Origin of the sequence: Cellulomonas avistercoris (assembly GCF_014836445.1) — a bacterium.
Classification (GTDB): Bacteria; Actinomycetota; Actinomycetes; order Actinomycetales; family Cellulomonadaceae; genus Cellulomonas; species Cellulomonas avistercoris.
On sequence record NZ_JACSQV010000002.1, the window covers coordinates 180,107 to 196,788 of the forward strand.

16 protein-coding genes are annotated in these 16,682 nt (G+C 73.6%); 10 read left to right on the top strand and 6 right to left on the bottom strand.

Translation table 11 applies throughout. The annotated features are described in order from the left end of the window. Positions 1–20: 20 nt before the first annotated feature. From H9657_RS03120 to H9657_RS03140, 5 genes are read right to left on the bottom strand one after another with little or no spacing between them, the layout of a single operon-like run. Positions 21–845, bottom strand: a complete 825-nt coding sequence (locus H9657_RS03120) for an ABC transporter ATP-binding protein (protein WP_191780251.1) — start codon at positions 843–845, stop codon at positions 21–23. After that, positions 832–1,875 (bottom strand): ABC transporter ATP-binding protein, encoded by a 1,044-nt coding sequence (locus tag H9657_RS03125; protein ID WP_191780252.1) that lies wholly within the window; start codon positions 1,873–1,875, stop codon positions 832–834. Before H9657_RS03125 ends, H9657_RS03120 begins: the two co-directional genes overlap by 14 nt. After that, on the bottom strand, positions 1,872–2,771 hold the full coding sequence (locus H9657_RS03130; RefSeq protein ID WP_191780254.1) for an ABC transporter permease: 900 nt from the start codon (positions 2,769–2,771) through the stop codon (positions 1,872–1,874). Before H9657_RS03130 ends, H9657_RS03125 begins: the two co-directional genes overlap by 4 nt. Next, on the bottom strand, positions 2,768–3,748 hold the full coding sequence (locus H9657_RS03135) for an ABC transporter permease (protein WP_191780256.1): 981 nt from the start codon (positions 3,746–3,748) through the stop codon (positions 2,768–2,770). Before H9657_RS03135 ends, H9657_RS03130 begins: the two co-directional genes overlap by 4 nt. Before the next feature lie 36 nt (positions 3,749–3,784). Then, positions 3,785–5,356 (bottom strand): ABC transporter substrate-binding protein, encoded by a 1,572-nt coding sequence (locus H9657_RS03140; protein ID WP_225214530.1) that lies wholly within the window; start codon positions 5,354–5,356, stop codon positions 3,785–3,787. 197 nt (positions 5,357–5,553) lie between these two features. Here H9657_RS03140 and H9657_RS03145 point away from each other — a divergent pair, with 197 nt between their 5' ends. The 9 genes from H9657_RS03145 to H9657_RS03185 all read left to right on the top strand — a co-directional run bounded on the left by H9657_RS03145 (position 5,554) and on the right by H9657_RS03185 (position 13,226). Continuing rightward, positions 5,554–5,856: an urease subunit gamma gene (locus H9657_RS03145; RefSeq protein ID WP_191780258.1), complete on the top strand. Its 303-nt coding sequence runs from the start codon at positions 5,554–5,556 to the stop codon at positions 5,854–5,856. A gap of 77 nt (positions 5,857–5,933) precedes the next feature. After that, positions 5,934–6,272, top strand: coding sequence for an urease subunit beta (ureB, locus tag H9657_RS03150; protein WP_191780260.1), 339 nt, complete (start codon positions 5,934–5,936; stop codon positions 6,270–6,272). Further along, positions 6,272–7,975 (top strand): urease subunit alpha, encoded by a 1,704-nt coding sequence (locus tag H9657_RS03155; RefSeq protein WP_191780261.1) that lies wholly within the window; start codon positions 6,272–6,274, stop codon positions 7,973–7,975. Before ureB ends, H9657_RS03155 begins: the two co-directional genes overlap by 1 nt. Positions 7,976–8,054: 79 nt before the next feature. Beyond that, the gene (locus H9657_RS03160) at positions 8,055–8,867 is read left to right on the top strand and encodes an urease accessory protein UreF (protein ID WP_191780262.1); all 813 of its coding nucleotides are present in this window, start codon (positions 8,055–8,057) and stop codon (positions 8,865–8,867) included. Further along, positions 8,860–9,684, top strand: coding sequence for an urease accessory protein UreG (gene ureG, locus H9657_RS03165; protein ID WP_191780263.1), 825 nt, complete (start codon positions 8,860–8,862; stop codon positions 9,682–9,684). The genes H9657_RS03160 and ureG overlap by 8 nt, the downstream gene beginning before the upstream one ends. Further along, entirely contained in the window at positions 9,681–10,526 is an 846-nt protein-coding gene (locus H9657_RS03170) for an urease accessory protein UreD (RefSeq protein WP_318241246.1), read from the top strand. Before ureG ends, H9657_RS03170 begins: the two co-directional genes overlap by 4 nt. Positions 10,527–10,542: 16 nt before the next feature. Then, the gene (locus H9657_RS03175; RefSeq protein ID WP_191780264.1) at positions 10,543–11,316 is read left to right on the top strand and encodes an urease accessory protein UreD; all 774 of its coding nucleotides are present in this window, start codon (positions 10,543–10,545) and stop codon (positions 11,314–11,316) included. Positions 11,317–11,407: 91 nt separating this feature from the next. After that, complete coding sequence (locus tag H9657_RS03180; RefSeq protein WP_191780267.1) at positions 11,408–12,640, top strand: pyridoxal phosphate-dependent aminotransferase; 1,233 nt, start codon at positions 11,408–11,410, stop codon at positions 12,638–12,640. A gap of 61 nt (positions 12,641–12,701) precedes the next feature. Further along, complete coding sequence (locus tag H9657_RS03185; protein WP_191780269.1) at positions 12,702–13,226, top strand: hypothetical protein; 525 nt, start codon at positions 12,702–12,704, stop codon at positions 13,224–13,226. 103 nt (positions 13,227–13,329) lie between these two features. Here the strand turns inward: H9657_RS03185 and groL are convergent, their stop codons facing one another. Next, positions 13,330–14,955: a chaperonin GroEL gene (groL, locus tag H9657_RS03190; protein ID WP_191780271.1), complete on the bottom strand. Its 1,626-nt coding sequence runs from the start codon at positions 14,953–14,955 to the stop codon at positions 13,330–13,332. A gap of 227 nt (positions 14,956–15,182) precedes the next feature. Between groL and H9657_RS03195 the strand changes: the two genes are divergently transcribed. Next, positions 15,183–16,649 carry a glycoside hydrolase family 15 gene (locus H9657_RS03195; RefSeq protein WP_318241247.1) on the top strand — a complete coding sequence of 489 codons (1,467 nt, stop codon included), beginning with the start codon at positions 15,183–15,185 and terminating at the stop codon, positions 16,647–16,649. Positions 16,650–16,682 lie beyond the last annotated feature (33 nt).

Sequence of the window (16,682 nt, forward strand, 5' to 3'; positions counted from 1 at the left end):
GACGCCGCCGGGGGCGTGCGCTAGACGGCCGGAGCGGCGACCGGCCGTCCCTGCTGTGCTCGGTTCTCCAGGCTGCGCTCCACCGACGGCGCGGCGCTGACCAGGAGCTGGGAGTACTCGTGACGCGGGCTGTAGAGCACCTGCTCCGCGCTGCCCTGCTCGACGAACCGGCCCTTGAGCATGACCGCGACCTCGCCGGCGAGGATCTTGATGACGTTGAGGTCGTGCGAGACGACCACGTAGCGCAGCCCCCGTTCCTCCTGCAGGTCGATGAGCACGTTGAGCACCTGGGCGCGGACCGACACGTCCAGGGCGGAGACCGGCTCGTCGAGCAGCAGCGTCTGCGGGTCGAGCACGAGCGCCCGCGCGATCGCGACCCGCTGCCGCTGCCCGCCGCTGAGCGTGCGGATGCCCCGGTCGAGGGTCCGCTGCGCGAGCGACACCGACTCCAGCGCGCGCAGGACGCGCGCTCGGCGGTCCTGCGCGCGGCCCAGCCGGTGGATCACGAGGGGCTCCTCGAGCGCCTGCGCCACCGTCGCGTTGACGGGCAGGGAGGTGTACGGGTCCTGCAGCACCAGCTGCACCCGCCGGCGGTACGCCCGCATCTCCTGGCGGGACAGGCGGCCCACGTCCTGGCCCTCGTAGGTCACGCGCCCGGCGTCGGCCGGCAGCAGGCCGACGAGGCACTTGAGCAGCGTGCTCTTGCCCGCGCCGCTCTCGCCGACGATCCCGAAGGACCGACCGGCACCGAGCGTGAAGCTGACGTCGTCCACCGCCGGGACGGCGTCCGGGCCGTGCGCGAACGACTTCGTGAGCCGCTCGCAGACGAAGCTATCCGTGGTCACGGGCCACCGCCTCCAGGGGGTTGTGGCACGCACGCAGGGTGCGCGCGCCGGGGACGAGCAGGGGTGTCTCGACCACGCAGCGGTCCGTCGCGTACGCGCACCGCTCCGCGAACGCGCAGCCCGGACCCAGCCGCGACAGGTCCGGCGGCGTGCCGGGGATGGTCGGCAGCCGCGTCCCGGCGGTGATCCGCCCGGTCGGGACCGACTCGATGAGTGCCCGTGTGTACGGGTGCGCAGGGCGCGTGAGCACGTCCGCGGTCTCGCCGTGCTCCACGATCCGCCCGGCGTACATCACGACGATCTCGTCGCTGACCTGGCTCACGACACCCATGTCGTGGCTCACGATGATCAGCGTGGTCGAGTACTCGACCTGGATCCGGGCGATCGCGTCCAGGATCTGCGCCTCGACGGTGACGTCGAGGTTGGTCGTCGGCTCGTCCGCCAGGATCAGCTTGGGGCCGTGCACCAGGGCCATCGCGATGAGGATGCGCTGGACCACACCGGACGACAGCTCGTACGGGCGGGTGGCCATGAGCGCGGCCGCGTCGTCGAAGCCGACGTCGGTGACGAGCGCCAGCGCCCGCTCGTACGCCGCCGTGCGGGACACGCGCTCGTGCAGGCGCACCGCCTCGACGAACTGGTCGCCGACCTTCACGACCGGGTTGAGCGCTCCGGCGGGGTTCTGGAAGACGGTCGAGATGTCGCGCCCGCGGATCCGGCGCAGGGCCGCCTCCGAGGACTGCGTCAGCGAGACGCCCTCGAACACCACGTCACCGCGCTCGACCACCCCAGGCGGCTCGACGAGACCCAGGATCGAGCGCAGGAGCACGCTCTTGCCGGACCCGGACTCACCGACGATGCCGACGGTGCGTCCGGCCTGCACGGTGAACGAGACGTCGTCGAGCGCCTGGACGCGCCCCCCGTCGCCGTCCGGGAACGACGTCGTGAGCCCCGTGACCGCCAGGAGCGGGTCCCGTCCCCGCGGCCTGTCGAGCAGTGCCCCGGTCCCCGCTGCGGGCTGAGCCGTCATGACCGCCCCTTCCTTTCCCGAAGTGCCACCCCGACGAGGTTGATGCCGAGGATGGCGGCGAACGTGACGAGCCCGGGGATCACGGAGATCCACCACGCGGAGGTGATGAACTGCTTGCCGTCGGCCATGATCGAGCCGAGCGACGGGGCGTCGGGCGGCGACCCGATACCGAGGAACCCGAGCGTCGCCTCGAAGAGGATCAGCGCCGCCACGTCGAGGACCGCCAGGACCGCCAGCGGCGCCAGGGCCGCCGGCAGCAGGTACTTGCGCAGGACGCGCAGGTTGCTGCCGCCGAGGATCTTGATGCCCTGGACGTAGTTGGCGTCCTTCTCGAGCCGGGTCGAGCTGCGCACCGCCCGGGCGTACGCCGGCCACACGGCCAGGCACAGCACGAGCGTCAGCGAGACGTAGCTGGGCTCCGCGATCGACAGGATCATCACGGCCAGCACGATGAAGGGCAGCGCCATCTGGACGTCGGTGAGCCGCATGAGCACCGTCTCGACGGCTCCCCCGTAGTAGCCGGCCACCAGGCCGACCAGCAGACCGATGCAGATCGCCGCCGCCACCGCGGAGCCGCTGATGAGCAGCGACACGCGCAGGCCGTCGGCCACCCGCAGCAGCAGGTCCCGCCCGATCTGGTCGGTTCCCAGCAGGTGGCCGTCGCTCAGCGGCGGCAGGTACGCCCGGCCGGGGTCCACGCGGCCCGCGTCCTCGGTGGCGACCAGCGGGACGACGAAGGCGAGCGCCGCCGTCGCGAGCACGACCGCGTACCCGGTGAGCAGGAGCGCGCTCTGGCGCCGCCACCAGCGGACCAGGGGGTGCTGCCGAGGAGCCGCGGTGCCCGCCGCCGCCCGGGGCGGCACCGTCGCCGCGGTGGTGTCCACGTCCGCGCTCATGCTGCGCTCCCTGCTGCCGTCACGGCGGTGGCCGCCGGCCGCGGCGCTCGCGCCGGTCGGCCGCGCGCCGGTCGCATCCGCGGGTCGAGGTACCCGTGCGAGAGGTCGATGACCAGGTTGAGCAGCACGAACACCAGGGCCGTGGTGATCGTGATCGCCTGGATCAGCGGGTAGTCGCGGCGCAGCACGGCGTTCAGCGTGAGCAGCCCCAGACCCGGGTAGTTGAAGATGTACTCGATCACCACGGCGCCGCCGAGCAGGAAGCCGAGCTGGACCCCCAGCAGGTTGGTGATCGACACCGCCGACAGGCGCGCGCCGTGGCGCAGGATGATCTGCCAGACCGACGCGCCCCGGGACCGCAGGGCCTCGGTGAGGCTGCCGTCGAGCGTCGTGACGAGGTTGTTGCGGACGCTCTGGGTGAGCAGGCCGACGAGCGAGACCGCCAGCGCGATGCTCGGCAGGACGAGCGAGACGGGACCCACGTACCCGACGGTCGGCAGCGAGAGCGCCGAGGCCAGGACCGTGATCCCCAGGAGCGCGATGAGGAAGTTCGGCGTCGACTGCGCGACGATCGAGAACCCGAGGACCGCGCGGTCGGTGACGGCCCGTCGGTGCCGCGCGGCGAGCGCGCCGAGCGGCAGCGAGACGAGCAGGCCGAGCGCGAGCGCCGTGACGACGAGGTACAGCGTGTACGGCAGGGCGTCGCCGACCAGACCGAGCGTGCTGCCGTCGAAGAAGTACGACGTCCCGAGGTCACCGGTGACGAGGTCCTGCAGGTAGGTCAGGTACTGCACACCGAGCGGCTGGTCGAGGCCGAGGGAGCGCCTGACCTCGGCCTGCACCTCCGGCGAGCTGGTGGGGGCGATGACGCGCGCGGGGTCGCCCGGGATCAGACGCAGGGCGAAGAACACCAGCGTCGCGACCCCGAGGAGCACCACGACGGTCTGCCCGACGCGTCGGGCGATGGATCTCAGCATTCGACAGATCTCCTTTGATCCTTCGAGGTGCGACGGTCACTTCGCGAGGAACGCGTCCTCGATGCGGTGGTACGAGGTGGGGGGCACCTCGAGGTCGCGGACGTTGCGGGAGTAGGCCGTGATGAGCTCGCTCGTGAACATGGGGAACTCGAGCATCGACTCGTTCAGCGCGGGCATCAGCCGCTCGTCGACGAGCCGCTGACGCTCCGCCCCGTCGAGTGCCGCCATCTGCGCGGCGAGCGCGGCGTCGACCTCGGGGTCGTTCACCGACGTGACCAGCGCGTTGCCGAAGAGCGACATCATCACGCTGTTGGCGTCGTACGAGCCGAGGAACCAGCCGTGGTCGTACAGGTCGCCCATCTCGGGGTCGAACAGGCCCTGGTTGTACCGGGCGGTCTCCAGGGTCGTGAGCTTGACGTCGATCCCGACGTCGGCGAGGTTCTGCACGATGACCTCGCCGTACTCCTTGGTCATCGGGTAGAAGCCGACGGAGACCATGAGGTCCAGCGTCCGCAGCCCCTCGCCCCCGGGGTACCCCGCCTCGGCCAGCAGGTCGCGCGCCCGCTCCGGGTCGTACGTCGGGAAGGTGGGCGAGTCGCTGTGGAGCTCGTGGCTGGGTGAGAAGTACGAGGTGTTGACGGTCCCGCTGCCCTGCAGCACGACGTCGACGATCTGGGGGACGTTGATCGCGTGCGCGATGGCCTGCCGCAGCAGCGGGTCGTCCATCGGTGCCTTCGCGGCACGGAACGCGAGCCACTTCGACTCGACCGTCGGCGTCCGCGTGATCGCCAGGCGGGGGTCGCTCTCGACGTCCGCGACCTGGTGCGGCTCGACGCGGTCGATGATGTCCGCCTGCCCCGAGCGCAGGGCGGCGAGCCGGGTCTGGCTGTCCCCCACGTACCGGAAGACGTAGTCCTTGATCTTGGGGGTCTCGCCCCAGTAGTCCTCGTTGACGGTGAGGTGGACGCCCTTCGCCTCGCTCTCGTACGACACCCAGCGGTACGGGCCCGTGCCGACGAACTTCTCGTCGAGCGTGCCGGCCTCGATGAGCTCGGACGGCGCGACGACGCCGGCGGCGCCCGTGGCGAGCAGCCCGGGCATCGGGGCGAACGGCTCGCCGGTGTGGATGTCGACCGTGTGCTCGTCGACGACCTCGGCGGTGAAGGGGCGCGGGAAGGCGAGGGACCAGGCGACCTCGGGGCTGGAGACGTACTCGATCGACGCCTTGACGTCCTCGGCGGTCATCGGGGACCCGTCGTGGAACGTGACACCCTCGCGCAGCCCGAGGCGCCAGGTCGTCGGAGCCACGTTCTCCCACGTCAGCGCGAGGCCGGGCTGGAAGGCACCGTCCTCGTCGACGCGGACCAGCGTCTCGTACGCGGCCCGCTGCAGCCGGTCCTGGGCGAGGATCGTGTGGTCGAACGGGTCCCAGTCGCCGGACAGGTTCTCGGCCGACAGGAAGGTCACCTTCCCCTCCGGCTCGTCCGGGGGTGCCGCGTCCGCGGGCGCCACCGTCATGTCCTGCGCGGGGGCGCAGGCAGCGACGACGAGGGCCGCGACCGCGGCGAGGCAGGACAGACGGACGCACCGACGCTTCAGATTCACCATTGACTCCGAGGTTGGGTTTTGGGATCCCATCTGCCAACGAGTATGTCCGAGGTGCGTGACGCACGCAACACCCGTGCCGGATCCGCCGGGACCGAGGTCCCTCGACGCGGTGTGCCCCCGGCACCCGGTGTAAACATTCCGTTTCGGCGGTATACCTCTGCGGATACCGCGTCGCGCGGGGACCTAGGGTGCCCGTCATGAGGCTCACACCCGCCGACACCGAGAAGCTCCTGCTGGCCGTCGCCGGCATGGTCGCGCGCGACCGGCTGGCCCGTGGCGTGCGGCTCAACCACCCCGAGGCCGTCGCGCTGCTGAGCACCTGGGTGCTCGAGCGTGCGCGCGACGGCGTGGGTGTCGCGCAGCTCATGACCGACGGCCGCTCGGTGCTGCGCCGCGACCAGGTGATGGAGGGCGTCGCCGAGATGCTGCACGACGTGCAGGTCGAGGCGACGTTCCCGGACGGCCGCAAGCTCGTCACGCTGCACGACCCCATCGCCTGACCCACGAGATCGCGGGATCCGGGCACGCGTCGCCCGGATCCCTCTGCCTCACCCGACCGACCCCCGGAGGAAGACCCATGGCAGGCACGTCCGCCGACGGCCCCGGCGCGGTGCGTACGCGCGAGGGCACCGTCGTGCTCAACGGCGACCGCACCGCCGACGAGCGCCTCACGCTCGTCGTCGAGAACACCGGGGACCGCCCCGTGCAGATCGGGTCCCACCTCCACCTGCCCGACGCCAACGCGGCGCTCGCGTTCGACCGCGCCGCGGCCCACGGGTACCGGCTCGACGTCCCGTCCGGCACGTCGCAGCGCTTCGAGCCCGGGGCGTCGCGCTCGGTCGACGCCGTCGCGATCCGGGGCGCACGCCGCGTGCCCGGCCTCCAGCGCGGCAAGTCCGACGGGGGTGCGCTCTAGTGGTCGAGATCTCCCGCGCGCGGTACGCCGCGCTCTACGGCCCGACGACGGGCGACCAGGTGCGCCTCGGTGACACCGACCTGTGGATCGAGGTCGAGCGCGACCTCACGGTCGGCGGCGAGGAGGCCGTGTTCGGCGGCGGCAAGTCGATCCGCGAGTCGATGGCGCAGGGGTCGACGACCCGCGCCGAGGGCGCCCCCGACACGGTGATCACCAACGCGCTGGTCCTCGACTGGTGGGGTGTCGTCAAGGCCGACGTCGGCATCCGCGACGGGCGCATCGTGGCCCTGGGCCGCGCCGGCAACCCCGACGTGGCGGACGGCGTGCACCCGGACCTGCGCATCGGGCCGTCGACCGACGTCATCAGCGGCGAGGGACGCATCCTCACCGCGGGCGGCATCGACGTGCACGTGCACTTCCTGTCCCCCTCGCAGGTCCACGAGGCGCTCGCGACGGGCCTGACGACGCTCGCGGGCGGCGGGACCGGGCCGTCGGAGGGGTCCAAGGCGACCACCGTGACGCCCGGCGCGTGGCACCTGCGTGCGCTGCACCGCGCCCTCGACACCGCACCGGTCAACCTGCTGCTGCTCGGCAAGGGCAACACCGTCAGCGCCGAGGGGCTGGCCGAGCAGGCCCTGGCGGGCGCCGGCGGGTACAAGGTGCACGAGGACTGGGGCTCCACACCCGCCGCGATCGACGCCGCGCTGCGTGCCGCCGACGACTGGGGCCTGCAGGTCGCGCTGCACTCCGACTCGCTCAACGAGGCGGGGTTCGTCGAGTCGACGGTCGGCGCCATCGCGGGCCGCTCGATCCACGCGTTCCACGCCGAGGGCGCCGGTGGCGGCCACGCGCCCGACATCCTCACGGTCGCGTCGCTGCCGCACGTCATCCCCGGCTCGACCAACCCGACGCTCCCCCACACCGTCAACACCGTGGCCGAGCACCTCGACATGCTCATGGTCTGCCACCACCTCAACCCGGCCGTCCCGGAGGACCTCGCGTTCGCCGAGTCCCGCATCCGCGCCACGACGATCGCCGCCGAGGACGTCCTGCACGACATGGGGGCGCTGTCCATCACGTCGTCCGACGCGCAGGCGATGGGCCGCATCGGCGAGGTCATCACGCGCACGTGGCAGGTCGCGCACGTCATGAAGCACCGGCGTGGCCCGCTGTCGTCGGGGCAGCCCGCCGACAACGAGCGCGCCCGGCGGTACGTCGCGAAGTACACGATCAACCCGGCCGTCGCGCACGGCATCGACCACGTCGTCGGCTCGGTCGAGGTGGGCAAGCTCGCGGACCTCGTGCTGTGGGACGCGCGGTTCTTCGGCGTCCGGCCGGACGTCGTCGTCAAGGGCGGTGCGATCGCGTGGGCCGCGCTGGGCGACCCGAACGCCTCGATCCCGACGCCGCAGCCGGTCCTCATGCGGCCGTCCTTCGCGGACGCGACGGGCGCCGATGTGTCCGTGTCGTTCGTCGCGCCGGCCGCGCTCGACGACGGCCTGGCCGACCGTCTCGGTCTGCGGCGCCGCCTCGAGGCCGTGCGGCCCACGCGCGACGTCGGCAAGGCGCAGATGGTCAACAACGACGTCCTGCCGCGCATCGAGGTCGACCCGGAGACGTTCACCATCCGCATCGACGGCGACGTGGTCGAGCCCGCACCGGCCGACGTCCTGCCGCTCGCGCAGCTGTACTCGCTGTTCTAGCCCCCGCGAGAGCGGGATCCGCGGGCATCCGAGGCCCGGATCCCTCGCTCTCACGGCCGATCACGTGACGGAGGTGGAGATGACGGACGTCGTCGGCGGGCGCCGGAGCGACGGGGCGAGCGCGCTGCTCGTGCTCGCCATGCTCGCCGACGCACGCCTGCCCACGGGGGCGCACGCCCACTCGGCCGGCCTGGAGCCGGCGGTCCAGGCCGGCCTCCTCACCCCTGCCCCCCCGCTCACCGGCGGGCGGGGTACGGGACACCCGGCGACCCGAACTCCACCCGCGACGGGTGCCTCGACCGCTCCGAGGGGTGGGGGTGGGCGGGGGGGCGAGGACGTCGCGCGGGTGCCGGCGCTCGCGGCGACGCGGCTGCGGACGGTGACGGCGACCGAGGCCGGTGCGGCCGTCGTCGCGCGCCACCTGTGGCTGGACCGGCGCGACCTCGCGCCCGTCGAGCACGCGTGGGCGGCCCGCACGCCCAGCCCCGCGGTCCGCGACGCCGCCCGGCGCCTGGGCCGCGGCTACCTGCGGCTCGCGCTGGCCCTGTGGCCCGACGACCTCGACGGCGCGTTCCCGGCCGGCTCGGCGCCGCCACGGCCGCTCGTCGCGGGTGCGATCGGCGCGGTCACGGGGCTCGACGCGCTCCAGGTCGCGCTGCTCGTCGGCTACGACGACGTGCAGACCATCGCGTCCGCCGCGCTCAAGCTCACGCCCCTGGACCCCGCGACGACGACGCGCTGGGTGCTCGACCTGCACCCGGCCGTGGCGGCCATGGCGGCCGACGTCGCCCACCTGACCGACCCGGACGACATCCCGTCGGCCGGGGCACCGATGACCGACGCGTGGGCGCAGACCCACGCCCGCACCACCCGGAGGCTGTTCCATGGCTGAGACCACCGTCCCCGCACGGGCCTTCCGGCTCGGTGTCGCGGGCCCCGTCGGCACGGGCAAGACGTCACTCATCGCGCTGCTGTGCCGCGAGCTCGCCGACGAGATCGAGATGGGCGTCGTCACCAACGACATCTACACCGACGAGGACGCGCAGATCCTGCGGGCGGCGGGCGTGCTGGAGATCGACCGCATCCGTGCCGTCGAGACCGGGGCGTGCCCGCACACCGCGATCCGCGACGACGTCACCCCCAACCTCATCGCGGTCGAGGACCTCGAGCGCGACCACGGCCCGCTCGACCTCGTGCTCGTCGAGTCCGGCGGGGACAACCTCACCGCCACGTTCTCCCCCGCGCTGGTCGACGCGCAGATCTTCGTCCTCGACGTCGCGGGCGGCGGCGACGTCGCGCGCAAGGGCGGCCCGGGCATCGCACGCGCCGACCTGCTGGTCGTCAACAAGACGGACCTCGCGCCCTACGTGGACGTCGACGTCCGGCGCATGCTGGCCGACGCGTCGGACGCGCGCGACGGTGGGCCCGTGATCGGGCTGTCGCGGCACGACCGGGCGTCGGTCGACGCGCTCACCGACTGGGTGCGACGCATGACGACGCTCGTCCGTGCGGGGGGCCACACCCCCGTCGACCCGGGCCCCATGGCGCCCCACAGCCACGCCGACGAGGACGGCCACGTCACCGTCCACAGCCACGAGCCGGTGGTGGACGACGACCCGGAGCACCCGCACGAGCGCGTGTCCGGCACGCACGCGCACCCGCACGAGCGCCACCCCCACGCGCTCGCGCACGAGCGCCCCGCGGTGTGAGCGCGACCGGAGGCACGTCCGGAGGCCCGTCCGGGGGGACGACCGCGGGCACGACCAGGAGCACACCGGCGGACGCGACGCGCGTGTCGGTCGCGCGCACAGCCGCCGGCCGCCCGCGTGTGGACCTCGTCGGTGGTCTGCTGTCGGGCCGGAGACTGCCGGACGAGGACGGGACGGTCCGGGTCGCGCTCGTCGCGACGCAGGCCCTGCTGCTCGCGGGCGACGACGTGCGGATCACGGTCGAGGTCGACGAGGGCCTGGCGCTCGAGGTCGTCGAGGTCGGCGGGACCGTGGCCTACGACATGCAGGGCGGCGCGGCGACGTGGACGCTCGACGTGCACCTCGGCGCCGGTGCGCTGCTGGTCTGGGACGCGCTGCCGTTCGTCGTCGCCACCGGGGCCGACGTGCGGCGCACGACCTCGCTCACGCTCGACGAGGGGGCGCGCGCGGTGCTCCGCGAGACGTTCGTGCTGGGCCGCACGGGTGAGACCGGCGGGCACCTGACCACGACGACGCGCGCGCAGCTGGCCGGGCGGCCACTCCTCGTCGAGACGCTCGCGGTCGACCCGGCCGCGCGCGCCGACCCCGCCCTGCTGGGCGGCGCCCGCTGCCTCGACACCGTCACGCTCCTGGGTGCCCGGTACGACGCCGACCCGCCGGCCGGTGGCGACGTCCTGCAGCTCGACGGGCCCGGCACGCTGGTCCGCACGTTCGGCTCGGACGCCCACACGGGCGACCTGGCCGCGGCGGTGGCGCACGCGCGCCGCGCGGCGGCAGCCACCGCCCGCCCGGCCGAGGGCGCGGCGGCACGCTCGGATGGCGCCGTCGCCGCTCCTCGGTGAGGATGGCGCCGTACCTGTGCCCACCCACGTGGAGGTCGGCCGGCACACGCACACGGGGGTGGACGTCCTGCAGGCGACGACAGAGCAGCACACGACAGGCACGACGACCACGCGCGTCGCGGTGACCGTCGACGGCGACCTGGAGGTCGAGGGCGAGGCCCTCGAGGCCTGCCGCCTGCCCGACGAGCGCGGCCGGGTGCGCGTCGCTCTCGTCTCCGCAGGTTGCGCGGGCCGCAACGGACGCATCGAGGTCGAGGTGCCGGCGGGCCGTGGGCTGGAGATCGTCGAGGTCACCGGCTCCGGGACGCACGACGTGCGGCGCACGCGCACGCAGTGGCTGCTCGACGTGCGGCTCGGGCGTGACGCTGTGCTGGTGTGGCCGAGCCTGCCGATCGTCGTCGCCGACGGTGCGGACGTGCTGCGGCTGACGCACGTCGACCTCGCCCCCGGTGCGCGCGCCGTGCTGCGCGAGACGCTGGTGCTGGGCCGCGCGGGTGCGGCGGGCGGGCGCATCCGCTCGACGGTCCGCGCACGCCTGGACGACCGGCCGCTGCTCGCCGAGACGTTCGTCGCCGAACCGGCACCGCTCCTGGCCGGGGCGCCGGCCGAGCGGCGCCTGGACACCCTGCTCGTCCTGGGGGCCCGCCTCGACCACCCCGAGGCGATGCAGCTCGAGCACGAGGGCACGATGCTGCGCGGCCCGGCGGCACGCGTCCACGACGGGGACCTCGGCAGGCTCGTGCCGGCGTCCGTCGCGTCGGCCCACGCCCTGGCGAGCTCCGCGCCCTAGCCCCCGCGCGGGTCGGGAGGGACCAGGACCAGGCCACCTCCCGCCAGGTGGCCGCAGCGCCCGCCCAGGCCACGGGGATACCCTGCGGGACATGCTGCTGCGCCCCCTCGACCAGTCCGCCAAGCTCAAGCACGTCCTGTACGAGATCCGGGGCAAGGCACTGGACGAGGCCGCACGCATGGAGGCCGAGGGCCGGCGGGTCCTCAAGCTCAACACCGGCAACCCGGCGGCGTTCGGGTTCGACGCGCCGCACCAGATCGTGGCCGACGTCATCGCCGCGGTCCCGCACGCGCACGGGTACACCGAGTCGCGCGGCATCCTGTCCGCGCGCCGCGCCATCGTCACCCGGTACGAGACCGTCGAGGGCTTCCCGACGTTCGACGTCGACGACGTCTACCTGGGCAACGGCGTCTCCGAGCTCATCACGATGACGCTGCAGGCGCTGCTCGACGAGGGCGACGAGGTGCTCATCCCGTCCCCCGACTACCCGCTGTGGACGGCGATGACGAGCCTGTCCGACGGCAAGCCCGTGCACTACCGGTGCGACGAGGCGAGCGGCTGGGAGCCGGACATCGAGCACATCCGCGAGCAGATCACGCCGCGTACCAAGGCGATCGTCGTCATCAACCCCAACAACCCGACGGGCGCGGTGTACCGCCGCGAGGTGCTCGAGCAGATCGCGGACATCGCGCGCGAGCACAGCCTGCTGCTCCTGGCCGACGAGATCTACGACCGCATCCTCTACGACGGCGCGCAGCACATCCCGCTCGCGAGCGTCGCGCCGGACCTGCTGTGCCTGACGTTCAACGGCCTGTCCAAGACGTACCGCGTCGCCGGCTACCGGTCCGGGTGGGTCGTCGTGACCGGCCCGCAGGGGCACGCCAAGGGCTTCCTCGAGGGCATGACGCTGCTCGCGTCGACCCGGCTGTGCCCGAACGTCCCCGCGCAGCACGCGATCCAGGCGGCGCTCGGCGGCGTGCAGTCGATCAACGGCCTCGTCGCCCCCGGCGGACGACTGCACGAGCAGCGGCAGGTCGCCTGGGAGGGCCTCAACTCGATCCCCGGCGTCTCGTGCGTCAAGCCCGACGGCGCGCTGTACCTGTTCCCGCGGCTCGACCCCGAGCACTTCGGCATCGTCGACGACGCGCAGCTCGTGTACGACCTGCTCGTCAGCGAGCAGATCCTGCTCGTGCAGGGCACCGGCTTCAACTGGCCGACGCCCGACCACCTGCGGATCGTCACGCTCCCCGAGGCGCGCGTGCTCGGCGAAGCCGTCGAGCGCATGGGCAACTTCCTCGCGTCGTACCGCCAGACGCCCCGCTGACGGACCTCGCCGGCGGTAGCCTGGCGCGCCAGCCGCCCCAGCGAAGCGAGGAACACGCACCGTGATCAGCAGCTCCACGTCCGGCTACGACGCCGGACCAGGCGTCGGCGGCATCATCGCCGTCGCCGTGATGGTCGTCCTGTACGTCGCCGTGATCGCCTTCGGCGTCTACCTCTACATGCGCGTCGCACGCAAGGCCGGGTGGACCCTGTGGCACGGGCTCCTCATGCTCGTGCCGCTCGCCAACCTCGTGTTCGTCATCATGTTCGCGTTCACCGAGTGGCCGGTCGAGCGTCGGCTGCGCGAGGCCGAGTCGCGGCTCGCGGCACTCGGCGTGGCGCCGTACGTGGACGGCCCCGCGGGCTACCCCATCGGCACCTACGGCGGTGCCGGCTACGGCGCGCCCGCCTACGGTGCACCGGCGTACGGCGCCCCGTCCGCCCCCGCCTACGGCGCCCCGTCCGCCCCCACGTACGGCGACCCGGGCTACGGCACGGCGCCCGACGGCCCCGGCGCGCCGTCCGGCGACGCACCCTCGCCGTGGGCGCCCCCCGCGGCGCCGCCCTCGCCGGACGCCCCGCGCTGAACCGTCCCGGCACGTGCGGCACCCCCGCACCTGCGGGCACGCCGAGGGCCGGCCGCCCCTGGGGGCGACCGGCCGTCGGACCGTTCAGGTGGTGCTCAGCGGGTCAGAAACCGCCGCCGAAGTCCTCGCCACCGCCGCCGCCGGCCGGGGCCGACTTCTCCGGCTTGTCGGCCACGACGGCCTCCGTGGTGAGGAACAGCGCCGCGATGGACGCGGCGTTCTGCAGCGCCGAGCGCGTGACCTTGACCGGGTCGTTGACGCCCGCGGCCAGCAGGTCCTCGTACACGCCGGTCGCGGCGTTGAGGCCGTGCCCGGCCGGGAGGTTGCGGACCTTCTCCGCCACGACGCCGCCCTCGAGGCCGGCGTTGATGGCGATCTGCTTGAGCGGGGCCTCGATCGCGTACTTCACGATGTTGGCACCGGTCGCCTCGTCACCCTCGAGCTCGAGCTTCTCGAACGCGACCTTGCCGGCCTGGATGAGCGCCACGCCGCCACCGGCGACGATGCCCTCCTCGACGGCCGCCTTGGCGTTGCGCACGGCGTCCTCGATGCGGTGCTTGCGCTCCTTGAGCTCGACCTCGGTGGCCGCGCCCGCCTTGATGACGGCGACGCCGCCGGCGAGCTTCGCGAGGCGCTCCTGGAGCTTCTCGCGGTCGTAGTCCGAGTCCGAGTTCTCGATCTCGGCGCGGATCTGGTTGACGCGACCGGCGATCTGCCCGGCCTCGCCGCCACCCTCGACGATGGTGGTCTCGTCCTTGGTGACGACGACCTTGCGCGCCGTGCCGAGGACCTCGAGGCCGACCTGGTCCAGCTTCAGACCGACGGTCTCGGAGACGACCTGGCCACCGGTGAGGACGGCCATGTCCTGCAGCATCGCCTTGCGGCGGTCGCCGAAGCCCGGCGCCTTGACGGCGATGGACTTGAAGATGCCGCGGATGCGGTTGACGACGAGCGTCGCCAGCGCCTCGGACTCGACGTCCTCGGCCACGATGAGCAGCGGCTTGCCGGCCTGGATGACCTTCTCCAGCAGCGGCAGCAGGTCCTTGACGTTCGAGACCTTGGACTCGACGAGCAGGACGTACGCGTCCTCCAGGACGGCCTCCTGACGCTCGGGGTCCGTCACGAAGTACGCCGACAGGAAGCCCTTGTCGAAGCGCATGCCCTCGGTGAGCTCGAGCTCGAGGCCCAGGGCGCTCGACTCCTCGACGGTGATGACGCCCTCCTTGCCCACCTTGTCGAGGGCCTCGGCGATGAGCTCGCCGATCGCGGGGTCACCGGCGGAGATGGCGGCCGTGGCGGCGATCTCCTCCTTGGTCTCGATCTCCTTGGCCTGGGCCAGGAGCTGCGTCGTGACAGCCTCGACGGCCTTCTCGATGCCCTTCTTCAGGGCGATCGGGTTGGCGCCGGCGGCGACGTTGCGCAGACCCTCGCGCACGAGCGCCTGGGCCAGGACCGTGGCGGTCGTCGTGCCGTCACCGGCGACGTCGTCCGTCTTCTTGGCGACCTCCTTGACGAGCTCGGCGCCGATGCGCTCGAAGGGCTCCTCGAGGTCGATCTCCTTGGCGATGGAGACGCCGTCGTTGGTGATCGTCGGCGCGCCCCACTTCTTGTCGAGCACGACGTTGCGGCCCTTCGGGCCGAGGGTGACCTTGACGGTGTCGGCGAGGACGTTGAGCCCACGCTCCATGCTCCGTCGGGCCTCCTCGTCGAAGGCGATGATCTTGGCCATGGGGCTGTGATCCTTCTTCCAGTTCGTGGGTGGCCGGTCGGTGCCCGCGACGGACGGACCGCCGCGCGCGCTCACGTCCCGCTCGCGACGACCCTCACCTGACGGCCGGGTGTTCTGTCACTCTCCACCGGAGAGTGCTAAGTCAATGGTTAGCACTCGACCCCCTCGAGTGCAAGCAGCGGACGTGTCCTGACGTCCGCCGTGCGCGAAGCCCTAAGGTGCTCCGTGTGTCCGACGCCGTCGTCGTGAGCCGCGCCCGGCGCACCCGCGCCCGCGCGGTCGTCGTGCTGGGAGCCGCCGCGCTGCTCGCCGCCGCGGGCACCGCCGCGCCCCTCGGCGCGACGGCCGAGGAGACGCCGGCGGCCGTGGCCGCCGGTGCCGGGGCGGCCGGACGGGTCGGCACGGGCGTGGGCGCCGTCGACACCGCCGCCCACGCGCACATCCCCCTGTACCAGCAGGCCGTGTCGGTGCTGCCGGACGGGGTCCGCGCCGGCGTCCCGTCCGACGCCCTCGCCGTCTACCTGCCGGGCACGCGCGTCGCGGACCCGGCGGCTGCCGTGCTGGCCTCCGCGGTCGGAGCGACGCCCACCACGACGGTCGTCGTGGGCCCCCGCGCGGCGGCCGCCGCGGCCGCCGAGCAGGAGGAGTGGCTCGCCGCCGGGCAGGTCCCGGGCGCAGGCGGGCCGCACGAGGCCCTCGCGCGCGCCGCCCTGCTCGACCTGCACTCGCTGACCGTCGCGGACGGGGTCGTCGTCGCCGGCTGGTCGTCGATGTGGCGCTACGTGTGGCCCCGCGACTCGGCGTTCGTCGCCGTGGCGCTGGCCCGCACCGGTCACGTCGAGGACGCCCTCGCGGTGCTCGACTTCCTCGCCCTCGTCCAGGCCCCCGACGGGTCGTTCCAGGCGCGCTACCTCACGGACGGGTCGGGCCCGCCGGACGACCGCGGTGTGCAGACGGACGGCACGGGCTGGGCGATGTGGGCGGCGGGCCTCGTCCTGGCCGAGGTCGACGACGGCGACCGCGCGGCCGTCGCGCAACGGCTCGCGCCGCTCGTCGAGCGGTCGGCCGTGCGCGCCCTGGCCCTGGTGTCGGGAGGGCTGCCGCCGGCGTCGCCCGACTACTGGGAGGTCGCCGAGCGCGAGGTGACCCTGGGGACCGCCGCACCGCTCGTCGCGGGCCTGGAGCAGGCCGCGGTCGTGCTGGAGACCGCCGGGCGTCCCGGTCCGGCGGCCGCGGCGGCCGCGGGGGCCGGTGCGGCGCGCCGGGCCGTCGTCGACGCGTTCGCGCCGCAGGGGTACGGCCGTTACGCGACCCGGACGGTGCCCGACGCCGCGAGCGCCTTCGTCCTGGCCCCGTTCTGGACCTCGCCGCCGCCCGGCGCGCACGCCGCGTGGCAGGCGTCCGTGCCGTCGATGCTGCGACCGGCCGACGGCCTGGCCCCCGGGGGCGGCTGGCGGCGCGACGGCGTGTCGTGGACGCCGCAGACGACGCTGTACGCCTGGGTGGCCGCGGAGCAGGGGCAGGTGGACCGCGCCGAGCACTGGCTGGGCGTGGTCGACCGGAACCGCACGTCGTCCGGCGCGATCCCGGAGAAGCTGCTGGCGGACGGCGCGCCGGCCGCGGTGGCACCGCTGGGCTGGAGCGCGGCGTGCGTGCTCCTCGCGATCGACGCGCTGGGCACCCGCGGGACCTGAGCCGCAGGCATCGCCCCGGCCGGGCCCCCCCCC

Bases quoted from the DNA above. Each gene is read 5' to 3' on its own strand.
- H9657_RS03125 (WP_191780252.1), bottom strand. From the start codon at position 1,875: ATGACGGCTCAGCCCGCAGCGGGGACCGGGGCACTGCTCGACAGGCCG.
- H9657_RS03130 (WP_191780254.1), bottom strand. From the start codon at position 2,771: ATGAGCGCGGACGTGGACACCACCGCGGCGACGGTGCCGCCCCGGGCG.
- H9657_RS03135 (WP_191780256.1), bottom strand. From the start codon at position 3,748: ATGCTGAGATCCATCGCCCGACGCGTCGGGCAGACCGTCGTGGTGCTC.
- H9657_RS03140 (WP_225214530.1), bottom strand. From the start codon at position 5,356: ATGGTGAATCTGAAGCGTCGGTGCGTCCGTCTGTCCTGCCTCGCCGCG.
- H9657_RS03145 (WP_191780258.1), top strand. From the start codon at position 5,554: ATGAGGCTCACACCCGCCGACACCGAGAAGCTCCTGCTGGCCGTCGCC.
- ureB (WP_191780260.1), top strand. From the start codon at position 5,934: ATGGCAGGCACGTCCGCCGACGGCCCCGGCGCGGTGCGTACGCGCGAG.
- H9657_RS03160 (WP_191780262.1), top strand. From the start codon at position 8,055: ATGACGGACGTCGTCGGCGGGCGCCGGAGCGACGGGGCGAGCGCGCTG.
- ureG (WP_191780263.1), top strand. From the start codon at position 8,860: ATGGCTGAGACCACCGTCCCCGCACGGGCCTTCCGGCTCGGTGTCGCG.
- H9657_RS03180 (WP_191780267.1), top strand. From the start codon at position 11,408: ATGCTGCTGCGCCCCCTCGACCAGTCCGCCAAGCTCAAGCACGTCCTG.
- groL (WP_191780271.1), bottom strand. From the start codon at position 14,955: ATGGCCAAGATCATCGCCTTCGACGAGGAGGCCCGACGGAGCATGGAG.